Raw genomic sequence first — 23,670 nt, 5'->3', positions numbered from 1 at the left:
ACTCGTATCACCTGTCTAGCGGGTGCCGGACTGGCCGGCGGTCTTCTTGGCCGGTTCGGCCTTCCCCCCGGAGGCCTTGCCGGTGGTGCTGGTCGTGGTGCCGCCCTTGGCGGCCGCCTTGCCGGCGGTCACGCCCTTGCCGGCCACCGGGGCCCCGCTGCCGGGGACCAGCACCGGGGCGTCGGTACGGGCGGTGTCGCCCGGACCGGCCGGAACGGCGTCGGCGGTGCCCTGGGGCACGACCTTCTTGTCGGCCGGGGCCGGCGCCGTCACCGAGTTGGCGGCGACGGACGGAGCAGCGGTCGGCGCCACTGCGGCGACGCTCGACGGCAGCTTCAGCAGGACGCTGCTCTGCAGCGAGCCCGGCTTGACCCAGCCGGACATCGTACCGGCGTAGGCCGAGCCGAACCCGCCGGTACCGATGGCGAACTGCTGAACGGTGCCGGTCGGCATGGTGGCCTGGACCTGCACGCCGGACGGGGCGGACACCGTCACGGTGTTGCCGACCCGGTAGGCGGTGACCTGGCCGGCGGCGAGGGCCGCGTTCCAGGCCGCGCGGCGCTGGAACTCGACGCCGATGTCCTTCTGCGCCAGGTTCACGATCGGGGCGTTGTCGGCGTGCAGGGACCGGTAGGTGGAGAGGATCTTCTCCAGCACCGGGTACACGATCCGGTCCTCCGCCAGGTTCGACTGGTGGATGAAGTGGGGGCGCGGGTCGTTGCTCAGCACGTGGCCGAGGTCGATCCGGGCCTCCAGCGGCACGATGTACGACTGGTAGCCGGTGTTCACGTTCAGCGGCGCCGGCAGGCAGGTGGAGTTGGCGTTGCTCTCGCAGACGCCGCTGCCGCCGTTGGCCGCGCTGGTGTAGATCCAGTTGTACTCGTCGGCCTCCTCCTTCGCCGTGCCGGCGTTGTAGAAGACGTTCATCGGGTAGCGCGGCACGGTCAGCGTCGACGAGCCGACGGCCCGCTGGGCGGGCTCGCGGGACGCGTCGCTGGCGGTCCACTTGACGCCGTTGGCGACCAGCGAGGGTGCCAGGTACGGGTTGTCGCTGGTCTCCTGCGGAGCGGTCAGCAGGCCGGAGTGCTCGCCGGTGACCAGCTCGGTCTTGTCGATGTGCAGGTTGCGCGCCGCGGCCCAGTCGATGTTGTTCTTGACCTGGGACGTGATGGTGGCCTGGTCGACCCAGACGGTGTTGCCCGAGGCGTCCTTGGTGCACTTCCACGGCACCACCGAGACGTCCTGGAGGCAGCCCAGGTACGGGTGGGTGTAGGTGTGGTTGATCCACCGGTAGCTGTTCTGGTCGGCGACCATCTGGTCCACCACCGGGTCGGCGGTGACCCCGTGGTCGGCCTTCCAGTCCTCGCTGCCGCCGCCGTTGAACACCATGTCCATGGTGAAGTTGTTGGCGGTCTGCCACTGCTTGGCGTACTGCGCGTCCGCGATGGTCATCCGGATCGGGTTGGCCGTGTCGGGGGTGCCGGGCGGGCAGGTGACGTCGCCGGGGGTGCACTTGAGCACCGTGTCCCAGCGGTCGTCGGCCAGGAAGACGTCGTCGACGTGGGCCGCGAAGTAGTTGCGGTCGTAGCCGAGGTGGACGCCCTGGGTGATCCAGTCCACGATGCCGCGCGCCAGCAGGCGGTACTGCTGCTGGTACTGGTTGTAGACGAAGGTGACGACCAGTTCCTTGCGGCCGTCGTGGCTGTACTCGCCGACCAGCGAGCCGCGCTCGGTGGCGCCCGGTATGGGGGCGTCGACCAGCGGCGTGAACGTGGAGCCGGACGGCAGGGAGGCCAGCGGGGTGGCCAGGAAGCCGTAGCTCTCGTCGACGCCCGGGTCGTTGTCCTCGAACGGGACGGAGCCCTTGAGGTACCCGAACGGGCCGGCCAGGCCGGCGCCGGTGACCTGGGCCTGGACGCCGTCCAGCTTGCCCATGTATCCGGGGTTCTGTGCCCAGTTCAGACCGACGTCCGGCTGGGCGTAGGTGTACGCGTCGACCTGACGCACGTTGAACGCGGCCTCGTAGGTCGCGATCGCGGTCATCTCCGCGGAGCCCGCCGTGAACGGGTTGTTGTTGGGCATCACGATGCCCTGGAACTTGCCGCGCGGCTGCCCGTTCACCGTGTCGCTGAGGAAGGCGGCATCGATCACCGGACGGTTGGCGTCGGTGAGGTCGACGACCTTGTACGGGGTGCCCTGGCTCTTGAGCTCGGCGGCGATGGCCGCCGTCGCGGGCCCGCCGTCGCTGATGACCAGGACCGTCAGGTCGATCCTGGGCGCGCTGGTGGCACCGTGCGCGAGGGACGACTGCAGGCCGCCGGCCAGCAGGACTGCTGCCGCGCAGGCGGCAACTCTTCGGGTCGCTCGACCCATTCTGTGTTCCTCCCCTGGGCAGGGCGCTCCGCTGCTCGGCGCTCACCTGCCCGGTCGCTGTTCGCGGGCAGCAGGCTGCCCGGCGCCCATCCTGGTGGAGACTCCGCACCGATTGGGACCAAATGGGCGGGAGTGCAGCGAATCTGTTACCAACGTTCATGGCGATGCCATGGAAGCGCTGATTGTGGCCGGAACCGAGCCTGTTGCGCAAATAATGAATTGAGAATTAAAAGACGGCGGAGTCGGAGCGTTACCGCTGGTCACTGATCTTCTGACCGGCGCCGGTAACCCGCGGCCTACACTGGCGGCGTTGCGCATGACACTCTTGCACATCCAGCCGTTCTGTCGGGCAGGTTCATGCAATATTGCGCAGGGTTGTGCCATGTCACAGTCCGAATATCCAATGGAGGCCACCGCGTGACCGAGCAGCAGACCGAGACCACCGCAATCCAGGCCGACCGGAAAGCGGTGCGCGTGCCGACGGACGGTGCCGAGGCGGCCCCGCAGGCCCGCAGCCTCGGGCTCCGCGGCGCCGTCAACGCCCGCGATCTCGGCGGCTACCGGACGGCCGACGGCCGGGTGCTGAAGCACGGCGTGGCGCTGCGCAGCGACGGTCTCAACCGGCTCACCGAGGAGGACCTCGGCCTGCTGGCGGCGATCGGCCTGCGCCAGGTGGTCGACCTGCGCAGCCTCGACGAGGTCCGCGAGGCCGGTCCGGACCGCGTCCCGGGCCTGCCGGTCGCCGCGATCGCCGCCGCCGAGCTCTCGTCCGCACCGATCACCGTGGCGCCCGCCTCCCGGGACGGCATGACCCTGCACCACCTGCCGGTCTTCGCGGCGGACTTCGACATCTACGTCGCGCTGCGCGACGCCCTGGCCGACCGCAGCCCGGAGAAGCAGCGCGCGCTGCTCGGGGACGGCAAGGCCGCCGCGATGATGATCGGCCTCTACCGGTGGTTCGTCACGGACGCCGTGGCCCGGGAGCGCTTCGCGGCCGTGCTGCGCCTGCTGGCCGCCCCGGACGGCCCGCCGCTGATCTTCCACTGCTCGGCCGGCAAGGACCGGACCGGCTGGACGGCCGCCGTCCTGCTGACCGCGCTCGGGGTCGACCGCGAGACGGTCTTCGCCGACTACCTGCTCACCAACGAGCGCTCCGCCGCGATCGTGGAGCACGTCGTCGACAGCTTCGGCACCCGCGGGCTGATGCAGGAGCCGGAGCTGCTGCTCCCGGTCTTCCGGGCGGAGCGGCGCTACCTGGAGGCGGCCTTCGAGGAGGTCGAGGCCGGCTGGGCGGGCTTCGAGGACTTCTGGCAGGACGGCCTGGGGCTGGACGACGAGGTGCTCGCCGGCCTGCGCGCCAACCTGCTGGCGGACGCCCGGTAGGGCGCCCGCCGGGGCGGCTCAGCCCTCGCTGATGAGGCCCTCGCGCAGCTGCGTGAGGGTCTTCGTCAGCAGTCGGGAGACGTGCATCTGGGAGATGCCGATCTCCTCGCCGATCTGCGACTGGGTGAGGTTGCCGAAGAACCGCAGCATGATGATCCGGCGCTCGCGCGGCGGCAGCTTGGCCAGCAGCGGCTTGAGCGACTCGCGGTACTCCACGCCCTCCAGGGCGAGGTCCTCGTAGCCCAGCCGCTCGGCCAGTGGGCCGTCGCCCTCCTCCTCGCCGGGGGCGGAGTCCAGCGAGCTGGCGGTGTACGCGTTGCCCACCGCCAGGCCCTCGACCACGTCCTCCTCGCTGACGCCGAGGCAGGCGGCCAGCTCGGCGACGGTGGGGGAGCGGTCCAGCCGCTGGGAGAGCTCGTCGCCGGCCTTGGTGAGGGCCAGCCGCAGCTCCTGCAGCCGCCGGGGGACCCGCACCGACCAGCTGGTGTCCCGGAAGAAGCGCTTGATCTCGCCGACCACGGTCGGCATCGCGAAGGTGGGGAACTCCACGCCGCGCTCCGGGTCGAACCGGTCGATCGCCTTGATCAGGCCGATCGTGCCGACCTGGACGATGTCCTCCATCGGCTCGTTGCGGCTGCGGAACCGGGCCGAGGCGTACCGCACCAGCGGCAGGTTGAGCTCGATCAGGGTGTCGCGGACGTAGGTGTGCTCCGCGCTACCGGGCGCCAGCGCGGCCAGCCGCAGGAAGAGCGAGCGGGACAGCGTCCGGGTGTCGAGGCCGGCGGTGGCCGGCTCCGCAGCAGCGGCCGGCCCGGCGGTGCCGGGCGGGACGTCGGCGCCGGGCGGGGCGTCGGGGACGGGCGGGGCGTCGGGGACGGGCGGTGCGGCCTCGGCCCGCTGGAGCGGGATCAGGCCGGCGGCCGCCGCGCGGTCGGCCGCACCGGCGTGGCTCCGTGCAGTGTGGATCTCCGCAGTGCCCAGCTCTCCGGACATGCGCCCACCCCCTTGTGACTGACGGTTCAACGGGTGCCGTCGCGGGAGCGTTCCCGTACGGCGCCTTCCCCCTCCATACCGGCGCACCGGCCCCGGCAAACCCGAGCGTCGCGAGATGTCACGCGCCGGTAACGCGCAGCGACCGGCCGCTGCCGCCGCGTGCCGGTCAGTCCTCCCAGGAGTTGCCGGTCCGGAGCCTGGTCAGGATCCGCGAGAGCAGCCGGGAGACGTGCATCTGGGACATCCCCAGCTCGGTGCTGATCTGCGACTGCGTCAGGTTGGCGAAGAACCGCAGCATGACGATCCGCCGCTCCCGCTCGGGCAGCTGGACCAGCAGGTGGCGGACCATGTCCCGGTGCTCGACCTCGGCCAGCGCCGAGTCCTCGTAGCCCAGCCGGTCCAGCAGGGCGAGCCCGCCCTCGTGCTCCTGGGCGGCCTCCAGCGAGGCCGCGTTGTAGGCCCGGCCGGCGTCCAGGCAGGCCCGGACGTCCTCCTCCGGGATGCGCAGGCTGGCGGCGATCTCGGGCACCTTGGGGGCCCGGCCGTGGACCACAGTCAGCTCCTCCATCGCGCCGCTGACCTGCACCCAGAGCTCCTGCAGCCGGCGCGGGACGTGCATGGTGCGGACGTTGTCCCGGAAGTAGCGCTTGATCTCGCCGAGGATGGTCGGCAGCGCGTAGGTGGGGAACTGCACGCCGCGGCTCGGGTCGAACCGGTCGATCGCGTTGATCAGGCCGATCGTGCCGACCTGGACGACGTCCTCCATCGGCTCGCTGCGGCTGCGGAACCGGGTGGCCGCGTAGCGGACCAGCGGGATGTTCACCTCGATCAGCGCGGCCCTGACCCGCTCGCGCTCGGGGGCGTCCGGGGGCAGCTCGGCGAGTCGCTCGAACAGCACCCGGGTCAGGGTCCGGACGTCCACCGCGGGGCGGCCCCCGGGGCCGCGCAGGCCGTCCGGCCGCAGTTCGCCGGCGGGGCTGATGATCGCGGCCAGCACCTCCTCCGGCGGGCCGGCCGGGGCGGGGGGCTGGACGGCGGGTGCGGTCGGTGCGGCCGGCCGGGCGGCGGGTGCGGTCGGTGCGGCCGGCCGGGCGGCGGCGGACTGCGCGGCGGCGGTCGGTGCGGCCGCCGACCGCGCCGTGGCGGACTGCTCGGCGGTCTCTGCGGCGGCCGGACCTGTGTCGGCACCCGGCGCGCTCCCTGGTGTCCGCACGGACACGTCACCCCTCCCAAAGTCGACAACGGTGGGACTTGCGGATCGGGTGTCGCGTCTCGATTCACCGCCTCGCCATGTCCGGCAAAACCGGTCATAGCATCACAAGCTGGGCGCAGTTCGGGCAAGCACCGAGCGGAGGTGTGTTGGTGCGGTGCCCGCGCATCACGGTGCCTCCCGGCGGGGCGGCGGGCGGACCGTTCCTGGACGGAGCAAGGCGCCCCGCCCGGGTCTCGGGCGGGGCGCCGCGGTCCGTCCGGGGGATGCCCCGGGGATCAGACCTCGATGTCGGCGATCACCCAGGTGGCGAACTCGCGCCACTGGCCGGCCGCGGCCTGGTGGGCCGGGTGGGTGAGGTAGGACTGCAGGGCCTCGCGGTCCTCGACCAGGCTGTTGATAGCGTAGTCGTACGCGATGTCGCGCTCGGTGGTGTTCCAGCCGCACTCCCACTCGCGCAGCTCGGGGATCACCGGGCCGAGCTCCTCGAAGGCCTTGGCGCCGGCGAGCGCGCGGGCGTCGTCCTTGTCGACGCCTTCGTTGAGCTTGAACAGGACCAGATGCCGGATCACGATGCCGCTCCTAGCGGACGGGGTTGCGGGACGGCCCCACCGTAGCCGGTGCCCCGGGGCCTACTTCACCAGCCCGGTCATGAAGGTGCCGATGGCCTTGGCGGCGTTCGAGATGCCCTCGAACCCCAGCTGGACCAGCTCGGCGGCCCGGGCGGGCGACGTGATGATCGTGTAGAGCACGAAGACGAGCAGGAGGACCATGCCGATCTTCTTCGCCTGCGCCATGCGCGACCTTCCTCCCTGCTGCGGGCCGCCGTCACCCGGTCCCCGAGCGGCCCTGTGCAGTGGGCAGCTTATCCACCGAACGGCCCATCAAGTGTGCGACGCGTTCACCCGGCGGGACGAAGGTCCTCGCGACTGAGGCCTTTCTCCGGGTGCCCCGGCGCGGGCGGTCGAGCAGGATGGATGTCGTACCGGGAATCTGGCAGGAGTCCCCGGTGCGTGGATCCGGAGCTCCCCGCTGTGGGACCGGGTGCCGCGGCTCCCCCCGCCGCGGCCCCGGTTGTGGGACTCCGTCCGGGGGAGCGGTCAGTCCCCCCGAACCGCTCCCCCCAGGCTCCGTGCACGAAGGGGCGTTGGTGGTCATCGGCCCCGGCGCGGAGCGCCTTTCCGCGGATGAGGGTGCGCGGAAACGACGAAGGCCCGTCCGTTCGGACGGGCCTTCGTGTTGCTGGCGGTAGCGGTGGGATTCGAACCCACGGTGGAGTTGCCCCCACACACGCTTTCGAGGCGTGCTCCTTTGGCCGCTCGGACACGCTACCGAGGGGAACTCTACCGGACGGTGCCCGCCGGAACGAAATCCGTATCCGCGAGGGCGTGCGGCGGGGGTGCTCCGGGGGCGTGGCGGGGCTCAGCGGTGGGTGTCGAAGAAATCGCGGAGCTGCTCGGCGCACTCGTCGGCGAGGACGCCCCAGACCACTTCGGGGCGGTGGTTGAGGCGCCGGTCGCGCATCACGTCGAAGAGGGAGCCGGCCGCGCCGGCCTTCTCGTCGAGGGCGCCGTAGACCACGCGGTCGATCCGGGACAGCACGATGGCGCCCGCGCACATCGTGCACGGCTCCAGGGTGACGACCAGCGTGCAGCCGCTGAGCCGCCAGCCGTCCGGTCGCCCGCCGCCACCGGTGTCCGACGCGCCTCGCGCGGCTCGCCCCAGGTGCGCCGCCGCCTGCCGGATCGCCACCACCTCGGCGTGCGCGGTCGGGTCGCCGACCGCCTCGCGCTCGTTGCGGCCGCGTCCGATCACCTCGCCGTCCGGGGCCAGGACGAGCGCCCCGACCGGGACGTCCCCGGTGGCCGGCGCCAGCGCGGCCTCGGCCATGGCGAGGCGCATCGGCGCCGCCCAGCGGTCGCGGACCGGGTCGGGGCGGACGGGAGCGGGGAGCGGGACGGCCTGGTGGGCGGACGCGGACTGCATGGCATCCAGTGTCCGGCATCGGTCGAGCGGCACCGGCCGCTACCGGACGGCCTCCAGGACCTCGCCGCAGCCGAGGGCCTCGGCGATCTCCTCCAGCGCGTCGCCGGGCACCGCGCCCTCGCCGCTGAGTCCGAGCAGTTCCTCGGAGGCCAGCCCGAACTCGGTGAGCAGGTGGGAGTCGCCGAGCGGGCCGACCGGGACGCCGCCGCGGCCGACCGCGTCCTCGTCCTCGTCCTCCTGCCCCTGGGCCGCCTCCTCGTCCTCCAGTTCGGCCACCAGGTCGTCGAGGTCGCCGAACTCGCTCTCGCCCGCCTGGTCGACCAGTTCGTCGGTGAGGACGGAGCCGTAGGAGCTGCGCGCGGCGGCGGCGCCGTCCGACACGAAGATCCGGGGGTCGTCCTCGCCGTCGACCCGGACGATGGCGAACCAGGCGTCCTCCTGTTCGATGAAGACCAGGACGCTGTCGTCGTCCTGTGCGGCCTCGCGGGCCAGGTCGGCCAGGTCGGCCAGCGTTTCGACGTCGTCGAGTTCCGTCTCGCTCACATCCCACCCGTCCTCGGTGCGAGCAAGCACTGCAGCGAAGTACGCCACCAGGGACACTCCCAAGATCTCGGTCTCGGCTGTCGGCGCGCTCGGGCAACGCGGAACCTGGCCGCCCCCGCGCCAGAGGCGGTCCGCTGTTCGGACCGTCCCATCGGAATCGTGACAGAAAGCCCGCCCTTGCGGGGGGTGTTCGGCAGCGCGTCTTTGCAGGTCGTGTCGGAAGCCTTGGCCGGGAGCCGGTGAACCGCGGCCCCGGCCGTGCGGGACCGGCCGGATCGTTGTCAGATCCGGAAGGTTCGCATCCGCATCGCCTCGCGCATCCGGCGCTCCTTGGTCCGGCGGGGCTGGACCCGCTCCCTCAGTTCGCGCGCCTCGGCGAGCTCGCGCAGGAAGACGGCCCGCCGCTTGCGGCGCTCCGCCTCCGTCTCCGGGCGGTCCGGGGGCTGGCCCGAGCGCCCGCCCGACGGGCCGAGGGGGCCGTCCGCCGAGCCGTCCCCGGTCCTCGGGTTGCTCGTCATAGGAGGTGACTTTCCCAGATCCGCCCGGTTGATACCACAGGAAGCCGTTCCGTCCGGACATTCGCGGTGCGTCACGGCGTGTCACGACTGCGTCACTCGCGCCCTCCGCCGGCGGGGCCCGCGGGGGCGGCCGTCCGGGGGCTGTTCCCGGCCGGGCGGGCCGAGGCGGGTCGTACGGGCGTCCGGGCGCGGGCTAACCTCGACGCATGCGGATCCACGTCGTCGACCACCCCCTGGTCGCCCACAAGCTCTCCACCCTGCGCGACGAGCGCACCGACTCGCCGACCTTCCGTCGCCTGACCGACGAGCTGGTCACCCTCCTCGCGTACGAGGCGACCCGGGACGTCCGCACCGACGAGGTCGAGATCACCACGCCCGTGGCGGTCACCACCGGCACCCGGCTGAGCTACCCGCGCCCGCTGGTGGTGCCGATCCTCCGGGCCGGCCTCGGCATGCTGGACGGGATGACCCGGCTGCTGCCGACCGCCGAGGTGGGCTTCCTCGGCATGGTGCGCAACGAGGAGACCCTGGAGGCCTCCACGTACGCCACCCGGATGCCGGACGACCTCTCCGGTCGCCAGGTCTACGTGCTCGACCCGATGCTGGCCACCGGCGGCACGCTGGTCGCCGCGATCCGGATGCTGATCGAGCGGGGCGCCACCGACGTCACCGCCGTGGTGCTGCTCGCCGCCCCCGAGGGCGTCGCGGTGATGGAGAAGGAGCTGGCCGGGCTGCCGGTCACCGTCGTCACCGCCGCGGTCGACCAGCGGCTGAACGAGAACGGCTACATCGTCCCCGGCCTCGGCGACGCGGGCGACCGCCTCTACGGCACCGCCGGCTGAGTCCGCCACCTGCGACGCGAAGGAGCCCCCCGGCGCCGGGGGGCTCCTTCGCGTTCGCGAGCGGTTCAGCAGCTGCCGGTGCTGCTGGGGGTGGGGGAGGGCTTGGTGGCCAGCGCCAGGGCGGCGGCCGCCTGCGTCTCGTCCAGCAGGGCGTTGTAGCTGTCGCCGACGACGACGTCCACGGTGTTGTCGGTGCGGGTGTCCGTGGTGACGGTGGCCCCGGCGATCTGCGAGCTGATCAGGGTGGCGGCGCCGGCACCGGCCGGACCGGCGATCACGACGGCGGTGCCGGGCACCTTCTTGTCCAGCTCGGCCGGGGCGTTGCCCTTCTTGTCGACGGTGAAGCCGCGCTTGGTGAACTCCTCGGCCGTCCGCCCGGCCAGGCCGGACTTGGTGGTGGCGTTGAAGACGTTCAGCTTGAAGGCGGTCGGCTGCGGGATGGCCTTCGGGTCGCCGGCGGGGGCGCCGGGCGACGCGTCCGGGGTGGGGGTGGGCGCGGCCAGCGGCTTGCCGGAGGGCGTCGCGCAGGCCTGCGCGGAGGAGTTCCTGCCCTTGCCGGTGAAGATGTCGTAGAGCTGCACGCCGCCGAGGGCGATCAGCGCCAGTGCGAGCACCGAGCCGATCAGGGCGAACACCTTGCGGCTCTTCTTCGGGGGCCGGCCCAGCCGTGGATAGCTGTTGCCGGTGATGCGGTACTGCTTCCCCTTCAGGCCTTGGGGAGTCAACATGCTCACGGTTTGTCTCCCCCTCGTGCCAGGGCGGGGATCGGGTGACGGGTCGGCCGGTGCCGGCGTTCGCCGTGGTCGCGGCCGTAGTCAGCAGACTAGTGCGGTACGGCAGCGAAGGTACTAAATGATCATCATCTGGAGTACGCCGGTACCCGAAAGGAGGTATCCGGGTACGAACGGACCGCCCCCCGGCGGGTGGCCGGAAGGCGGTGCGGCGGTACGCGGGAGGGGCCCGTCACTCCATCTCGAGGACGCGGGCGTGCAGCACCTGGCGCTGCTGGAGCGCGGCGCGGACCGCCCGGTGCAGCCCGTCCTCCAGGTAGAGGTCGCCGTGCCACTTCACGACGTGGGCGAAGAGGTCCCCGTAGAAGGTGGAGTCCTCCGCGAGGAGCGTTTCGAGGTCCAGCTGCCCCTTGGTGGTCACCAGCTGGTCCAGCCGCACCGGACGCGGGGCGACGTCCGCCCACTGGCGGGTGCTGGTCCGGCCGTGATCCGGGTACGGCCGCCCGTTGCCGATGCGTTTGAAGATCACACGGAAAGCCTACCGTTTGGGCGGCGGATGGCGCAGCAGCCGCGACGCCGCCACGCCCTCGGGTGCGAGCTGCGGGCGGCCGATTGCGACTGTTTCATGGGAAATGTCGCGATCGTCGACCCTCAGCACTGCCTCTGGAGTGTGCCCGATGCCCCCCGCCGAGCCGCCGTCCCCCGCCGAGCCGCCGTCCGCCGGCCCCGCCGCCGGCCTCCCGCCGCAGGTGCGGGAGATCGCCGGCGGCTACGCCTTCACCGGCCCCGCACTCGACCTCGGCGCCGTGCTGCTGGACGGCACCGCCTACCCGGACGCCCCGGTGCGCGTCCCGCTCGGGGCGCTCAACCGGCACGGACTGGTGGCCGGCGCCACCGGCACCGGCAAGACCAAGACCCTCCAGCTGATCGCCGAGCAGCTCTCCGCCCAGGGCGTCCCGGTGTTCCTGGCCGACGTCAAGGGCGACGTCTCCGGTGTCTCGGCGCCCGGCGCGCCGAGCGGACGGACCGCCGCCCGCGCGGCCGAGGTCGGCCAGGACTGGGCGCCGCAGGGTTGCCCGAGCGAGTTCTACGCGCTCGGCGGCCAGGGCGAGGGCATCCCGATCAGGGCCACCGTGACCAGCTTCGGCCCACTGCTGCTGGCCAAGGTGCTGGACCTGAACGAGACCCAGGAGTCCTCGCTCGGCCTGGTCTTCCACTACGCCGACCGCAACGGGCTGGAGCTGTACGACCTCAAGGACCTCACCGCCGTCATCGCCTTCCTCGCCTCGCCCGAGGGGAAGGACGAGCTGAAGGGCATCGGCGGGCTCTCGGCGGCGACCGCCGGGGTGATCCTCCGCTCGCTCACCGTGCTGGAGAACGAGGGCGCCGGTGCGTTCTTCGGCGAGCCGGAGTTCGACACCACCGAACTGCTGCGGACCGCGCCGGACGGCCGGGGCGTGGTCTCGGTGCTGGAGCTGCCCGCGGTGCAGGACCGGCCGCGGCTCTTCTCGACCTTCCTGATGTGGCTGCTGGCCGACCTCTACCAGGAGCTCCCCGAGGTGGGCGACCTCGACCGGCCCAAGCTGGTCTTCTTCCTCGACGAGGCGCACCTGCTCTTCAAGGGCGCCTCCAAGGCCTTCCTGGAGGCGATCACCCGGACCGTCCGGCTGATCCGCTCCAAGGGCGTGGGCATCTTCCTCGTCACCCAGACGCCGAAGGACGTCCCCGCCGACGTGCTCGCCCAGCTGGGCAACCGGGTGCAGCACGCGCTGCGCGCCTTCACCCCGGACGACGCCAAGGCGCTGAAGGCGACCGTGTCGACCTTCCCCCGGTCGTCCGTGTACGACCTGGCGGAGGTGCTGACCACGCTCGGCACCGGCGAGGCGGTGGTGACGGTGCTCTCCGAGAAGGGCGCGCCGACGCCCGTCGCGGCGACCAGGCTGCGGGCGCCGCAGTCGTTGATGGGTCCGATCGAGCCGGCGGCGCTGCGGGCGGCGGTGGACGCCTCCGCCCTGACGGCCCGGTACCGGGACGCGGTCGACCGGGACTCGGCGTACGAGAAGCTGGCCGCCCGGGCGGCGCGGCCCGCTGCCGCCGAGGTGCCGGAGGTGCCGGACGTCCCGAAGGGGGAGGACGAGCCGCGCCGGGGGGCGGACCGGGACGGGAAGGAGGACGGCGGGCTGCTCGGCTCGCTGCTGAGCAGCCCGGCGCTCAAGTCCTTCGCGCGGTCCGCCGGGACCCAGCTCGGGCGGGAGATCACCCGGAGCCTGTTCGGGACCTCCCGGCGGCGGAGGTGACCGGGGCGGGTCAGGTCAGAGGTTGTCCTTGAGCCAGACCCGGCCGGCCGCGATCGGGCGGTCCTTCGCCGCGTGCGGGGTCCTGGAGGTGACGCTCCAGCGGTAGCCGGCGAACAGCTTGGTGTCGGCGTCCGCGTAGAAGACCATGTGGCCGTAGCCGACGCCGTTGTGCTTGACGAAGGTGGACTGGCCGGTGGTGGTGAGGACCTCCTCGAAGCGGGTGTCCGGGAAGGCGCGGTAGAGCTCGGTGGCGGCCCCGCCGAGGTTCGGGCTGCCGTGCGGGCCGCTGGTGCAGTCGATGATCTCGAAGACGTAGGGGGTGACGTTGGGGCCGACGAGCCTGTCGACCTCGGGGTCGGTCCAGACGCCCTTGCGCTCGCGGATCATGACGATGTGCCCGGTGTAGAGCGCGTCGCCGTCGTCGTCGTACTCGAAGGCGACGAGGTCGCCGGGGCGCAGGTTGACCGGCTTGGTGACGGGCTCGAAGTGCGGCAGCGGGTCGGACCCGGCGACGTCCTTCCGGGCGAAGGCGGTCCGGTACTCCTGGGCGTTCGGGAAGTCCTTGGTGTCGGTCTTGTCGAAGTAGAAGTTGTCCCGGAAGTACTGCTCGTTCGCCCAGCCGTAGCTGTAGGCCGGCCAGGGCAGCGCGGCGGCCGGCTTGGTGGGCGCGGTGCCGTAGGCGCGCTCCAGCACCAGGCTGAGGAAGGACGAGCACTGCGACAGGTTGTAGAAGTCCTCGGGGTGGCCCGGGGCGCCCCACTGGACACGGCTGTTGAGGTTCTCCAGCGGGGTGTTCTTGGCCTTGTAGCGGTTGGCCTCGAACTCCCAGGGCAGCAGGCGCAGGTGGTCGACCAGCGCCTCGGCCTCGATCTGGTGCGGGAGCTTGGGCGCGTAGGGGGCGGCGGCCGGGATGGTGGTGGCCGCGGCGGCCGGGGTGGTGCCGGCCGCGGTGGCCAGGGCGGCTGCGCCGGCGGTGCCGGCGGCTCCGGCGAGCAGCCTTCGGCGGCTGATGCGGGCGGGTGTGGTCTCCATGGGTGCTCCCCCTCGGCGGATGATCACGACGAGGGGGAGCCTAGGGTTCAGATGTTGGCATGGACAGGCGCAATCGCGCAGGTGAGCGACGGTTTTCGGACGACCGGCAGGCGTCCGTTGGCCGGATCCTGCCTGGCCGGTACCTGCCCCGGCCGGCCGGTTTACCGCGCCGGCCGCCTGCCTCAGCCCGCGAGGGCGGCGCCGATCCGGTCGAGCGAGGAGAGCCGCATCAGGCCGTAGTGGTAGAACTCCACCTCCGGCACGCCCAGTTCGCGCAACACCGCGATCTTGGCGGCGAGGTCGGCCGGGCCGTCGCAGTCCGAGGCCGTCGGCCGCAGGATCACCGCCATCTCCTGCGGACGGACACCGTGCAGGGCGAAGGCGGCGACCTTCTCGCGCACCGCCTCCGGGGTCTTCGCGTAGCCGAGGGTCTCGATCTGGTCGGCGGCTCCGGCGAGTGCGGGCAGGTCGATGCCGGCCAGCCACCCGCGGCCCGGTCCGCCACCGTCCATGAAGCTCAGCCGCATGCCGTGGTGGCGGGCCTGCTCGGCCAGCTCGGCGGTGAGCGAGGACACCGTGGCGGCGGAGGCGTCGACGTACGCGGCGAAGGCGCCGTCCGCCAGCTCGTCCAGGGCGGCGGGTGCGGCGGCGGCGGCCTCGTCCGCCAGCCGGCGGCGCAGCTCGGCCCGGACCGCCGCCGCGACCTCCTCGGCGGGCACGCCGGCCCGGTCGGCGGCGGCGCGGCAGTGCGCGCAGAAGCAGACCCCGAGCAGGGCCTCGGCGACCGGGCCCAGCTCCTCGAAGTAGCGCTCGTGGTGGTAGCCGTGGCGCAGTCCGTGGAAGTGCAGTGATTCGGCCCGGATCGCGTCCACCCCGTACCGGGCCAGCTCGGCGACCAGGGTCGCGGCGTACGCGCGGACCTCCGGATGGGCCGGGCAGAGGTCGGTGAGCTGCCGGTCGCCGAAGGCGTTGGCGGGGGCGCAGTCGGGGTGCTCGAAGCCGAGCCGGTCGTTGTGGCAGAAGACCGTCCAGGCGTGCAGCTTCAGTCCGCGCCGGCGGGCCTCGGTGGCGGCCTCGGCGAAGGGGTCGCGGTCGCCGATGGCGGTGGACGGGGTCGGCCGGAGCCGTCGGCCGGCCCAGCGGGCCGGGTCGGGGCGGAAGTAGGCGGCGCCGGGCTCCAGGTAGCGGATCACCCGGTGGGGGTTGTGCGGGAAGACGTCCCGGGCCTCGTGGTAGACCGAGGCGAGGGTGGCGCCGCCGACGCCCGCCCGGTCGGTGAGGTTGCCGAAGAAGGCATCGGCCCCCTCGTCGAGCAGATCGGTGGCGAAGGCGAGGACGGACGACTCCACGGTGCGGCTCCGGAGCAGGGGGCAGGTGCCCTCACGCTAGCCCGCGGGGGGTCACTGGTCTATACCTGGCTGGCGGCGCGCCGCTGCAGGTCGGCCGCTGGGGGTCCGGTCGCCGCGGTTCGGTCCCCGCGTTCGACCGCTGCGGTTCGGTCGCCGCGGTTCACAGGCCCAGGTCGTCCAATTCCTTGAGCAGCTCCGCCCTGGAGCCGGGGACGGCGGGCGTGCCGGTGGCGCCGCCGGTGATGGCGGGCTCCGGGGCGGCGGGCTTCCGGGCGGTGGCCTTCGGTGCCCGGTCGCGGAAGATCCAGGCGCCGGCCAGTCCGCCGGCCAGCCCGCCGAGGTGGGCGGCCCAGCTGATGCCCGGGGCGACGCCCGGCAGGGCGCCGGTGACCATGTAGGCGTAGGAGGCGCCCAGCACGACGCCGATCAGGGTGTCGATCAGGTTGCGGTCGAAGACGCCGCGCAGGACCACGTAGCCGAAGTAGCCGAAGACCAGACCGCTGGCGCCGACGCCGACGGAGTCCGGCTCGTCGAAGACCCAGGCCGTCAGCTCGCTGGTCACCGCGAGCAGCGCGGTCAGGCCGAGGAACTTCTTCACCCCGCGGTAGGCGGCGAGGAAGCCGAAGACGAACAGCGGGCCCGAGTTGGCCTCCAGGTGCGCCCAGTTCCAGTGCAGCAGCGGCGAGGTGACGATGTGCGGCAGGCTGCCGAGTTCCTGCGGCCGCATCCCGTACGCCCGGCTGAGGCCGTAGTCGTCGAGCCAGTTCACCAGCTGCAGCAGCCAGACGACGGCCGTGACGCCGACCATGGTGAAGAGCGCCCGACGTGCATCGGCGATCATCCGGGCCGGGTCGGGGGTGGATGCGGAACCACTGCGGTCGTTCGGGGCCATGACGGTGACTCTAGGGCCGCTTCGATCGGGTGCGCACCCCACTAGAGTGAACGGCGTCATTCAGCCAGGAGCCGGGGCGACCCCGGCTCGTCGAGAGGTGACCACCCATGAGTGTTCGTCCGCCGCTGCCGTACGAGTTCCTGCCGCAGGTGCCGTCCTTCGAGCTGACCAGCGAGGACATCGCCGAAGGCGGCAAGCTGGGCGAGGAGTTCATCCACGCCGGCGGCAACCTCTCGCCGCAGCTGGCCTGGTCCGGCCTGCCCGAGGGCACCAGGTCCATCGCCGTCACCTGCTACGACCCGGACGCCCCGACCGGCTCCGGCTGGTGGCACTGGCTCGCCCTCAACCTGCCGGCCGACACCGCGGGCCTGGCACGCGGCGCCGGCTCGTCCGACGCGGACCTGCCGGGTGAGCGCTCGTTCCACGCCCGCAACGACTTCCCCGGCAACCGGTACGACGGCGCCGCGCCGCCGCCCGGCGCCCCGCACCGCTACGCCTTCGCCGTGCACGCGCTGGACGTCGAGACGCTGGACGTCTCCGCCGACACGCCGCCGGCGCAGGTCGGCTTCAACATCACCTTCCACACGCTGGCCCGTGCGGTGCTGACCGCCGAGTTCGGCGTCTGACGGATCCTCCGCGGGAGCCGGGGCGGCACGGGATCAGTCCGTGCCGCCCCGGCTCCCGCCGTTCGCAGCCCGGTCGGCCCGCCCGGCAAGGTCGCGCAGGTGGGCGTGCAGCTCCGGCGGCCGGTGCACCTCGAACTCGCAGCCGAGCATCAGCAGGCGCATCGCCAGCCACTCCAGCGAGTCGCCCCTGGAGCGGAGGCGGCAGGTGTGCTCGTCGACCGGCTCGACCGCGGAGTCGCCGTAGCCGCCGATCCGGCGGGCGACCTCGGCCGCCGGGGCCTGCACGGTGGCGTCCAGGGTGTACGTCGGGGAGTGCCGACGCAGCTTGCTCGCCACGAACGCGGCCGCGTCCTCGGCGGGGAGCGGCCGCGGGGTGAACCGGACACCGGTGGGGAAGGGCTCGCTGAGCCGGTCGACCCGGAACAGCCGCCAGTCGTCGCGGTCCAGGTCGTACCCGACGAGGTACCAGCGGCGGCCCGCCGAGACCAGCCGGTCCGGCTCGACCCGGCGCCTGGTCTCGGCGCCGTCGCCCGCCTGGTAGGCGAAGCGCAGGCGCTCCCGGTTGGTGACGGCGTTGGCGAGCACGGTGAGGTCCTCGGGGTCGACGGTCGGGCCGTCGCCGGTGAGCAGCGGGACGGTGGCCGCGTTGAGTGCGCCGACCCGGTGGCGCAGCCGGCCCGGCAGCACCTGGAGCAGTTTGCCGAGCGCGCGCACCGAGGCCTCCTCGATGCCCACCACGGCGTGCCCGGCGGCCGCCCGGAGGCCGACGGCGATGGCCACCGCCTCCTCGTCGTCGAGCAGCAGCGGCGGCATGGCCGTCCCGGCCACCAGCCGGTAGCCGCCGACGGCGCCCATCGTCGCCTCGACCGGATAGCCGAGGGCGCGCAGCCGGTCGATGTCGCGGCGGATCGTCCGCGGGCTGACGTCGAGGCGCTCGGCCAGTTCGCTGCCGGGCCACTCGCGCGGCGTCTGGAGCAGGGACAGCAGGCTCAGCAGTCGTGCCGGAGTGTCGGTCATGGTGCCCAGGATGCCGGACAAGGCGGACAGGATCTGACCTACATCCCCTCTACTGTCGCAGACGTGCCGAAGAGCGACGAAGAGGAGTACGTGATGACGAGGGACGCCGCGGCGGCGGACCGCCGCAGGTGGATCGCGCTGGCGATCGTGATGACCGCCTCGTTCATGGACCTGGTGGACGTCACCATCGTGAACATCGCCGTGCCGAGCATCCAGGCCGACACCGGGGCCTCGTTCAGCGCCGTCCAGTGGGTGACCGGCGGCTACGCGCTGGCCTTCGCGATCGGGCTGATCACCGGCGGGCGCCTGGGCGACATCCACGGCCGGAAGCGGCTGTTCCTGGTCGGCATCGGCGGCTTCACGCTCGCCTCCGCGCTCTGCGGAGTGGCGAGCGGCGCCGAGATGCTGGTCGCGATGCGGGTGGTGCAGGGCGCCACGGCCGCCCTGATGGTGCCGCAGGTGCTGTCGATCATCCATGCGACCTTCCCGGCGGAGGAACGCGGCAAGGTGTTCGGCATGTTCGGCGCGGTGGTGGGGCTGGGGGCGGTGTCCGGGCCCATGATCGGCGCGCTGCTGACCGAGTGGGACCTCTTCGGCCTGGGCTGGCGGCCGATCTTCCTGATCAACCTGCCGGTCGGCGTGGCCGGGCTGCTGCTGGGCCGGGCGTTCATCGCCGAGTCGAAGGCCGAGCGGGCGCTGAAGCTCGACCTGGTGGGCGTGCTGCTGGCCAGCGTGGGCCTGCTGATGCTGATCTACCCGCTCACCCACGGCCGGGAGGCCGGCTGGCCGCTCTGGGGCTACCTCTCGATGGCCGGGAGCCTGCCGGTGTTCGCGCTGTTCGTCGCCTACGAGCGGGTGAAGACCCGGCGGGACGGCTCGCCGCTGGTCGAGCTCTCGCTGTTCCGGGTGCGGAGCTTCGCGGCCGGTATCGGGGTGCAGCTGACCTTCGGCGTGGTCACCGGGATCTTCTTCCTGGTGTGGACCCTCTACATGCAGCTCGGTCTGGGCTGGAGCCCGTTGAAGGCCGGCACGACCGGCATCCCGTTCTCGCTCGCGGTCTCCACGGCCGCCGGGCTGTCGGTGCAGAAGCTGGTGCCGCGGTTCGGGCGCAAGGTGCTCCAGGCGGGCGCGGCGGTGATGGCGGCCGGCGTGCTGGTCTACATCGCGGAGGCCGAGCGGTACGGAACGGCGATCGCACCCTGGCAGATGGCGCTGCCGCTGGTGATCATGGGCCTGGGCATGGGGCTGATCGTCGCGCCGATCACGGACGCGATCCTGGCCGAGGTGCCGCGCGAGCACGCCGGCTCGGCCTCCGGGCTGATCAACACGGTGGGCCAGGTGGGCATGGCGCTGGGTCTGGGTCTGGTGTCGGTGGCGTTCTTCGGGGCGATGCCGGAGGCGGTCGCCCCCGCGGCCGCGGGGGAGGCGTTCAGTGCCGCCTTCGTGCACGCGATGTGGTGGGTCGTCGGGGTCCTGGCGGTGGTGCTCCTGCTGATGTGCGCGCTGCCGCGGCACCGGCCGGCGGCGCCGGCGCCGGAGAGCGTCGCGGCCGCGGCGCGGGAGAAGGAGCAGGAGCCCGTGCTGGTCTGACGGTGTGCGGGTGGTGGGGCCCCGGTCGCGCTGCGCGGCCGGGGCCTTGGCGCGCACACTGGGAGTGCCATGGACCGCATGCCGGTGGACTCCTCGGCGCTGCGCTCGGTCGGGTACGACGCGGCGCGGCGGGTGCTGGAGGTGGAGTTCGTCGGAGGGGGCGTGTACGCCTACGACTCCGTTCCCCGGCGGGTGCACGGCGAGTTGATGGCGGCGGAGAGCCACGGCCGCTACTTCGTCCGGCGGATCCGGGGCAGGTACCCGTACCGCAGGCTCGGCTGAGGCGCTGCGCGAGCCGGCCCCCGCCGGCCGTGCAGGGCGTGCCTCGGCCCGGTCAGGGCCAGTCGGGGGCGGGATCGGTGTCGAGCAGCGGGCGGACGGCGCCCAGGACGGCGCCGATGCAGACGTCGCGGAGCTCGGCGCGGGAGCAGGTCTCCTCGGTGAGCCAGTCCACGCAGAGCACCTGGACGAGGACCAGCCAGCTCTTCAGGACGCCTGAGACCGCTGCGCGGGCGGCCTCGTCGGCCAGCGGGAGGACTCCCGGCAGGCGGGTCCGCAGGGCCCCGGGCCCGGCGCTCCCCCGAGGGTGCCGGGCCCGGGTGACGCGGGGGCTCAGACCTTCGCCTTGGCCTCCTTGGCGGCTCGCTTCACCTCCTGCTTGTAGGCGCGGACCTTCTCCAGCGACTCCGGTCCGGTGATGTCCGCGACCGAGCGGTAGGCCCCCTCCTCGCCGTACCCGCCGGCCGCCTCGCGCCAGCCCTCGGGCTGCACGCCGTACTGCTTGCCGAGCAGGGCGAGGAAGATCTGCGACTTCTGCTTCCCGAACCCCGGCAGCGCGTTCAGCCGGCTGAGCAGCTCCTTGCCGGTGGCGACGCCCCGCCAGAGCGCCGCCGCGTCGCCGTCGTACTGGGCCACCAGGAACTGGCAGAGCTGCTGCACCCGCTTGGCCATCGCCGCCGGGTAGCGGTGCACGGCCGGCTTCTCGGAGAGCAGTGCGACGAACTCCTCCGGGTTGTAGACGGCGATCTCGTGCGCGTCCAGGTCGTCCCGGCCGAGCCGCTGGGCGATGGTCAGCGGTCCGCTGAACGCCCACTCCATGGGCACCTGCTGGTCGAGCAGCATCCCGACGAGCGCGGCGAGCGCGCTGCGCCCGAGCAGTTCGTCGGCCTCGGGCTGCTGCGCGAGCCGCACGGTGACGTTCATGGGCAAGCCCTCCTCTGAGCGTGGAGAATCGGGTCGCCGCCCAGTCTGGTGGACGGGCGCTGGGCGGAGGGTGTCAACACGCCCGCGAGAGGGCATTGGTCGGGACGGCCAGCCTTGCCGTACCTGGGTGGTTCGTCGGCGTATCGTGTTGTGCATCCGTGCGCCGGCGGGCGGGAGAGTCCTAGGACCGGTCCTTTTCGAGCAGCCGTTCCAGCACCTCGGCCCCGGCGCCGGGCGCGGTCCCCACGGGCGCCGAACCCGCCGGCGCGGACGGCTGGGGCGTGGGCCCGGACGGCGCTCGGGCCTGCGGGGGTCGTACGGATGATCCAGTGCCGGGCGGTTCCTGGGGCGCCTGTTCGAGTCGATGGGCCTATTTCATATGACTGTTCCTGTTGTCCGGTGCGGTCAGGCGGCGGCGGGTAATGCTGTGCCGACCGGGCGGCGGGTGCGGGGAGTGACGGCGCCGCTCCGCCGTGCCGGTCGGCCTCGTCGACGCGTCCAGAAAGGCCCGCCCGGTGACTCAGCCGTTCGAACTGCCCTCCTTCTACGTGCCGCACCCGGCACGGCTCAATCCCCACCTGGAGGAGGCCCGCACCCATTCCACCGCCTGGGCACGGGAGATGGGGATGCTGGAGGGCTCGGGAATCTGGGACCAGGCCGACCTGGAGGCCCACGACTACGGCCTGCTCTGCGCCTACACCCACCCGGACGCCTCCGCCGAGGCGCTGTCGCTGGTCACCGACTGGTACGTCTGGGTGTTCTTCTTCGACGACCACTTCCTGGAGGTCTACAAGCGCACCAACGACCGTGAGGGCGCCAAGGCCTACCTCGACCGGCTCCCGCTGTTCATGCCCGCCGACCCGGCCGCCCCGGTGCCCGAGCCGACCAACCCCGTCGAGGCCGGGCTGGCCGACCTCTGGCGGCGCACCGTGCCGGCCATGGGCGAGGACTGGCGGATCCGGTTCGCCGAGAGCACCCGGAACCTGCTCGACGAGTCGCTCTGGGAGCTCGCGAACATCAACGCGGGTCGGATCGCCAACCCGGTCGAGTACATCGAGATGCGCCGCAAGGTCGGCGGTGCGCCCTGGTCCGCCGGGCTGATCGAGTACGCCGCCGGCGCCGAGGTGCCGAGGGAGGTCTCGGGCTCGCGGCCGCTGCGCGTGCTGATGGACGCCTTCGCGGACGGCGTCCACCTGCGCAACGACCTCTTCTCGTACCAGCGGGAGGTCGAGGACGAGGGCGAGCTGAGCAACGGCGTGCTCGTCCTGGAGACCTTCCTGGGGTGCACCACGCAGGAGGCCGCCGAGGCCGTCAACGACCTGCTCACCTCACGGTTGCAGCAGTTCGAGAACACGGTGTTCACCGAACTCCCGGTGCTCTTCGCGGAGACCGGGCTGGCCCCGGAGGGCTGTGCCCGGGTGCTCGCCTACGCCAAGGGCCTCCAGGACTGGCAGTCGGGCGGCCACGAGTGGCACATGCGGTCCAGCCGGTACATGAACGGCGGTGGCGCTGCGGCCGGTTCGGGGGGCAACTGGTGGGACGCCTACGCGATCGGCGGCGTCGGCACGTCCGCGCTGGACGTGCTGCGCCCCGGGGCGGCGGGCGGACTCCCCGGCGGAACGGGCGAGTTGGGCTCGCTGAGCCGGGGGCGGGCGGCGGCCGAGGAGCCCGCGCCGCCCGCCGGGCTCGATCCGGCCGTCCGGCGGGCGCGGTCCCACGCCCACGTGCCGTTCCAGCGCGTCGGGCCGTCCCGGCTGCCGGAGTTCAGGCACCCGTTCACCGTGGAGCCGAGCCCGCACCTGGAGGCGGCGCGGCTGCACCTGGGGGCGTGGGCCGAGCGGACGGGCCTGCTGGAGGCCCAGCCCGGCGTGATCGGCTCGGGCGTCTGGACCGCCGAGAAGCTCGCCGACTACGACTTCCCGCTCTGCTCGGCGGGCATCCACCCGGACGCCACGGCGGAGGAACTCGACCTCACCTCCGACTGGTTGGCCTGGGGGACGTACGCCGACGACTACTACCCGGTGGTGTACGGACGCAGGCGCGACCTGCTCGGTGCCCGGCTGCAGAACCAGCGGCTCTCGGCCTTCATGCCGGTCGACGGGGGCCCGGTGCCGGACCCGGCGAACGCGCTGGAGCGCGCCCTGGCCGACCTCTGGCAGCGGACCGCCGGACCGATGACCGTCGAGGCCCGGCGCCGGTTCCGCACGTCCGTCGAGTCGATGGTGGCGAGCTGGCTCTGGGAGCTCGACAACCAGGCGCAGCACCGGATCCCCGACCCGGTCGACTACGTCGAGATGCGCCGGAGGACCTTCGGCTCGGACCTCACGATGGGCCTCGGGCGGCCGTCCTGCGGGCAGGCCGTGCCCCAGGCCGTCCTCGAGAGCGGGCCGATGCGCTCGCTGGAGAACGCGGCCGCCGACTACGCGTGCATGATGAACGACCTGTACTCCTACCAGAAGGAGGTGGAGTACGAGGGCGAGGTCCACAACGCGGTGCTGGTGGTGCAGAACTTCTTCAACTGCGACTACCCGTCGGCCGTCCGGATCGTCGACGACCTGATGCACGCGCGACTGGACCAGTTCCAGCACGTGGCGCAGAACGAGTTCCCGGTGCTGTGCGACGACTTCGGGCTCGACGCGGAGGGCCGGGCGCTCCTCGACGGCCACGTGAAGCGGCTGGAGAACTGGATCGCGGGCATCGACGTCTGGCACCGGGACTGCCGCCGGTACGGCGAGGCCGACCTGCGACGGCACTTCGGACTGGGGGCGGAGTCGGTTGCGCCCGGGGCCGCCCTTCCCGCGGGGGGCGTGGTGGCCGGGGAGGCGCCGGCCGCGGACGCGCCCGCCGGGGTCACCGCGCTGCCGCTCGGGCCGACCGGGTTCGGCACGGCGGGTGCGCGGGCGCCGTTCGGCGGGGCGGTGCCGGCCGCGGCCGGCGTGCCCGGGCCGGTCCGTCCGGCGGAGCTGCGGTAGCGCGCGGCGGCAGCGGTGTCGGGGCGGCGGCCCGACCGGGCGGAAACCCGGTCGGGCCGCCGCCCCGCGTGTGCGGGCGCCGCCGGCTCGGGGCGCGGCGCGGCGGCGGACTG

The 23,670-nt window shown here is 72.9% G+C and carries 22 protein-coding genes, 1 tRNA gene and 1 pseudogene; 7 read left to right on the top strand and 17 right to left on the bottom strand.

The features are described from left to right. Window positions 1-15: 15 nt before the first annotated feature. Window positions 16-2,373 (bottom strand): hypothetical protein, encoded by a 2,358-nt coding sequence (locus tag MCM47_RS09095; protein WP_238860181.1) that lies wholly within the window; start codon window positions 2,371-2,373, stop codon window positions 16-18. 417 nt (window positions 2,374-2,790) lie between these two features. On the opposite strand from MCM47_RS09095, the gene MCM47_RS09090 reads away from it, so the two are divergent. After that, window positions 2,791-3,756: a tyrosine-protein phosphatase gene (locus MCM47_RS09090; protein WP_238860179.1), complete on the top strand. Its 966-nt coding sequence runs from the start codon at window positions 2,791-2,793 to the stop codon at window positions 3,754-3,756. Window positions 3,757-3,774: 18 nt separating this feature from the next. Here the strand turns inward: MCM47_RS09090 and MCM47_RS09085 are convergent, their stop codons facing one another. The 8 genes from MCM47_RS09085 to MCM47_RS09050 all read right to left on the bottom strand — a co-directional run bounded on the left by MCM47_RS09085 (window position 3,775) and on the right by MCM47_RS09050 (window position 9,006). Then, window positions 3,775-4,749 (bottom strand): RNA polymerase sigma factor SigF, encoded by a 975-nt coding sequence (locus tag MCM47_RS09085; RefSeq protein WP_238860177.1) that lies wholly within the window; start codon window positions 4,747-4,749, stop codon window positions 3,775-3,777. Window positions 4,750-4,915: 166 nt separating this feature from the next. Beyond that, window positions 4,916-5,968: an RNA polymerase sigma factor SigF gene (locus tag MCM47_RS09080; RefSeq protein ID WP_238860175.1), complete on the bottom strand. Its 1,053-nt coding sequence runs from the start codon at window positions 5,966-5,968 to the stop codon at window positions 4,916-4,918. Window positions 5,969-6,237: 269 nt separating this feature from the next. Continuing rightward, window positions 6,238-6,531 carry a Dabb family protein gene (locus tag MCM47_RS09075; protein WP_238860173.1) on the bottom strand — a complete coding sequence of 98 codons (294 nt, stop codon included), beginning with the start codon at window positions 6,529-6,531 and terminating at the stop codon, window positions 6,238-6,240. 60 nt (window positions 6,532-6,591) lie between these two features. After that, window positions 6,592-6,756: a hypothetical protein gene (locus MCM47_RS09070; protein ID WP_174315669.1), complete on the bottom strand. Its 165-nt coding sequence runs from the start codon at window positions 6,754-6,756 to the stop codon at window positions 6,592-6,594. 446 nt (window positions 6,757-7,202) lie between these two features. Then, window positions 7,203-7,292, bottom strand: a tRNA-Ser gene (locus tag MCM47_RS09065). Between the two features lie 89 nt (window positions 7,293-7,381). After that, entirely contained in the window at window positions 7,382-7,945 is a 564-nt protein-coding gene (locus MCM47_RS09060) for a nucleoside deaminase (RefSeq protein ID WP_238860171.1), read from the bottom strand. 39 nt (window positions 7,946-7,984) lie between these two features. Next, the gene (locus tag MCM47_RS09055) at window positions 7,985-8,536 is read right to left on the bottom strand and encodes a hypothetical protein (RefSeq protein ID WP_374209095.1); all 552 of its coding nucleotides are present in this window, start codon (window positions 8,534-8,536) and stop codon (window positions 7,985-7,987) included. Window positions 8,537-8,769: 233 nt separating this feature from the next. Continuing rightward, complete coding sequence (locus tag MCM47_RS09050; protein ID WP_238860167.1) at window positions 8,770-9,006, bottom strand: hypothetical protein; 237 nt, start codon at window positions 9,004-9,006, stop codon at window positions 8,770-8,772. A 206-nt stretch (window positions 9,007-9,212) separates the two neighbouring features. Between MCM47_RS09050 and upp the strand changes: the two genes are divergently transcribed. After that, window positions 9,213-9,848, top strand: a complete 636-nt coding sequence (upp, locus tag MCM47_RS09045) for a uracil phosphoribosyltransferase (protein WP_238860165.1) — start codon at window positions 9,213-9,215, stop codon at window positions 9,846-9,848. A 65-nt stretch (window positions 9,849-9,913) separates the two neighbouring features. On the opposite strand, the gene MCM47_RS09040 is transcribed toward upp, so the two are convergent. Continuing rightward, window positions 9,914-10,576 (bottom strand): LytR C-terminal domain-containing protein, encoded by a 663-nt coding sequence (locus MCM47_RS09040; RefSeq protein ID WP_238861341.1) that lies wholly within the window; start codon window positions 10,574-10,576, stop codon window positions 9,914-9,916. A 235-nt stretch (window positions 10,577-10,811) separates the two neighbouring features. Then, window positions 10,812-11,108 carry a type II toxin-antitoxin system VapB family antitoxin gene (locus MCM47_RS09035; RefSeq protein WP_030061387.1) on the bottom strand — a complete coding sequence of 99 codons (297 nt, stop codon included), beginning with the start codon at window positions 11,106-11,108 and terminating at the stop codon, window positions 10,812-10,814. A gap of 148 nt (window positions 11,109-11,256) precedes the next feature. Between MCM47_RS09035 and MCM47_RS09030 the strand changes: the two genes are divergently transcribed. Further along, a complete protein-coding gene (locus tag MCM47_RS09030; RefSeq protein ID WP_238860163.1) occupies window positions 11,257-12,876 on the top strand; it encodes a helicase HerA-like domain-containing protein in 1,620 nt (539 codons plus the stop codon). 15 nt (window positions 12,877-12,891) lie between these two features. On the opposite strand, the gene MCM47_RS09025 is transcribed toward MCM47_RS09030, so the two are convergent. The 3 genes from MCM47_RS09025 to MCM47_RS09015 all read right to left on the bottom strand — a co-directional run bounded on the left by MCM47_RS09025 (window position 12,892) and on the right by MCM47_RS09015 (window position 16,149). Beyond that, complete coding sequence (locus MCM47_RS09025; RefSeq protein ID WP_238860161.1) at window positions 12,892-13,908, bottom strand: hypothetical protein; 1,017 nt, start codon at window positions 13,906-13,908, stop codon at window positions 12,892-12,894. A 182-nt stretch (window positions 13,909-14,090) separates the two neighbouring features. After that, a complete protein-coding gene (locus tag MCM47_RS09020) occupies window positions 14,091-15,257 on the bottom strand; it encodes a hypothetical protein (protein WP_238860159.1) in 1,167 nt (388 codons plus the stop codon). A 160-nt stretch (window positions 15,258-15,417) separates the two neighbouring features. After that, complete coding sequence (locus MCM47_RS09015) at window positions 15,418-16,149, bottom strand: rhomboid family intramembrane serine protease (protein WP_238860156.1); 732 nt, start codon at window positions 16,147-16,149, stop codon at window positions 15,418-15,420. Between the two features lie 107 nt (window positions 16,150-16,256). On the opposite strand from MCM47_RS09015, the gene MCM47_RS09010 reads away from it, so the two are divergent. Beyond that, the gene (locus MCM47_RS09010) at window positions 16,257-16,775 is read left to right on the top strand and encodes a YbhB/YbcL family Raf kinase inhibitor-like protein (protein ID WP_238860154.1); all 519 of its coding nucleotides are present in this window, start codon (window positions 16,257-16,259) and stop codon (window positions 16,773-16,775) included. A gap of 33 nt (window positions 16,776-16,808) precedes the next feature. Here MCM47_RS09010 and MCM47_RS09005 read toward each other — a convergent pair whose 3' ends face one another. Further along, on the bottom strand, window positions 16,809-17,792 hold the full coding sequence (locus MCM47_RS09005; RefSeq protein WP_238860152.1) for a YafY family protein: 984 nt from the start codon (window positions 17,790-17,792) through the stop codon (window positions 16,809-16,811). 93 nt (window positions 17,793-17,885) lie between these two features. On the opposite strand from MCM47_RS09005, the gene MCM47_RS09000 reads away from it, so the two are divergent. Together MCM47_RS09000 and MCM47_RS08995 are read left to right on the top strand one after the other, a co-directional pair. Then, a complete protein-coding gene (locus tag MCM47_RS09000; protein ID WP_238861339.1) occupies window positions 17,886-19,382 on the top strand; it encodes an MFS transporter in 1,497 nt (498 codons plus the stop codon). A gap of 69 nt (window positions 19,383-19,451) precedes the next feature. Then, window positions 19,452-19,664, top strand: coding sequence for a KTSC domain-containing protein (locus MCM47_RS08995; protein WP_238860150.1), 213 nt, complete (start codon window positions 19,452-19,454; stop codon window positions 19,662-19,664). Between the two features lie 52 nt (window positions 19,665-19,716). Here MCM47_RS08995 and MCM47_RS08990 read toward each other — a convergent pair. Further along, window positions 19,717-19,944, bottom strand: a pseudogene (locus MCM47_RS08990) (TetR/AcrR family transcriptional regulator); the annotation flags it as partial. 50 nt (window positions 19,945-19,994) lie between these two features. Next, window positions 19,995-20,585 carry an HhH-GPD-type base excision DNA repair protein gene (locus MCM47_RS08985; protein WP_238860148.1) on the bottom strand — a complete coding sequence of 197 codons (591 nt, stop codon included), beginning with the start codon at window positions 20,583-20,585 and terminating at the stop codon, window positions 19,995-19,997. A 515-nt stretch (window positions 20,586-21,100) separates the two neighbouring features. Here MCM47_RS08985 and MCM47_RS08980 point away from each other — a divergent pair. Continuing rightward, window positions 21,101-23,557: a terpene synthase family protein gene (locus MCM47_RS08980; protein WP_238860146.1), complete on the top strand. Its 2,457-nt coding sequence runs from the start codon at window positions 21,101-21,103 to the stop codon at window positions 23,555-23,557. Window positions 23,558-23,670: the final 113 nt, after the last annotated feature.

This window comes from Kitasatospora sp. A2-31, assembly GCF_022288725.1.
Taxonomy (GTDB): domain Bacteria; phylum Actinomycetota; class Actinomycetes; order Streptomycetales; family Streptomycetaceae; genus Kitasatospora.
Note: the sequence above shows the minus strand (reverse complement) of the source record. Positions and strands in the feature narration are given on the sequence as shown.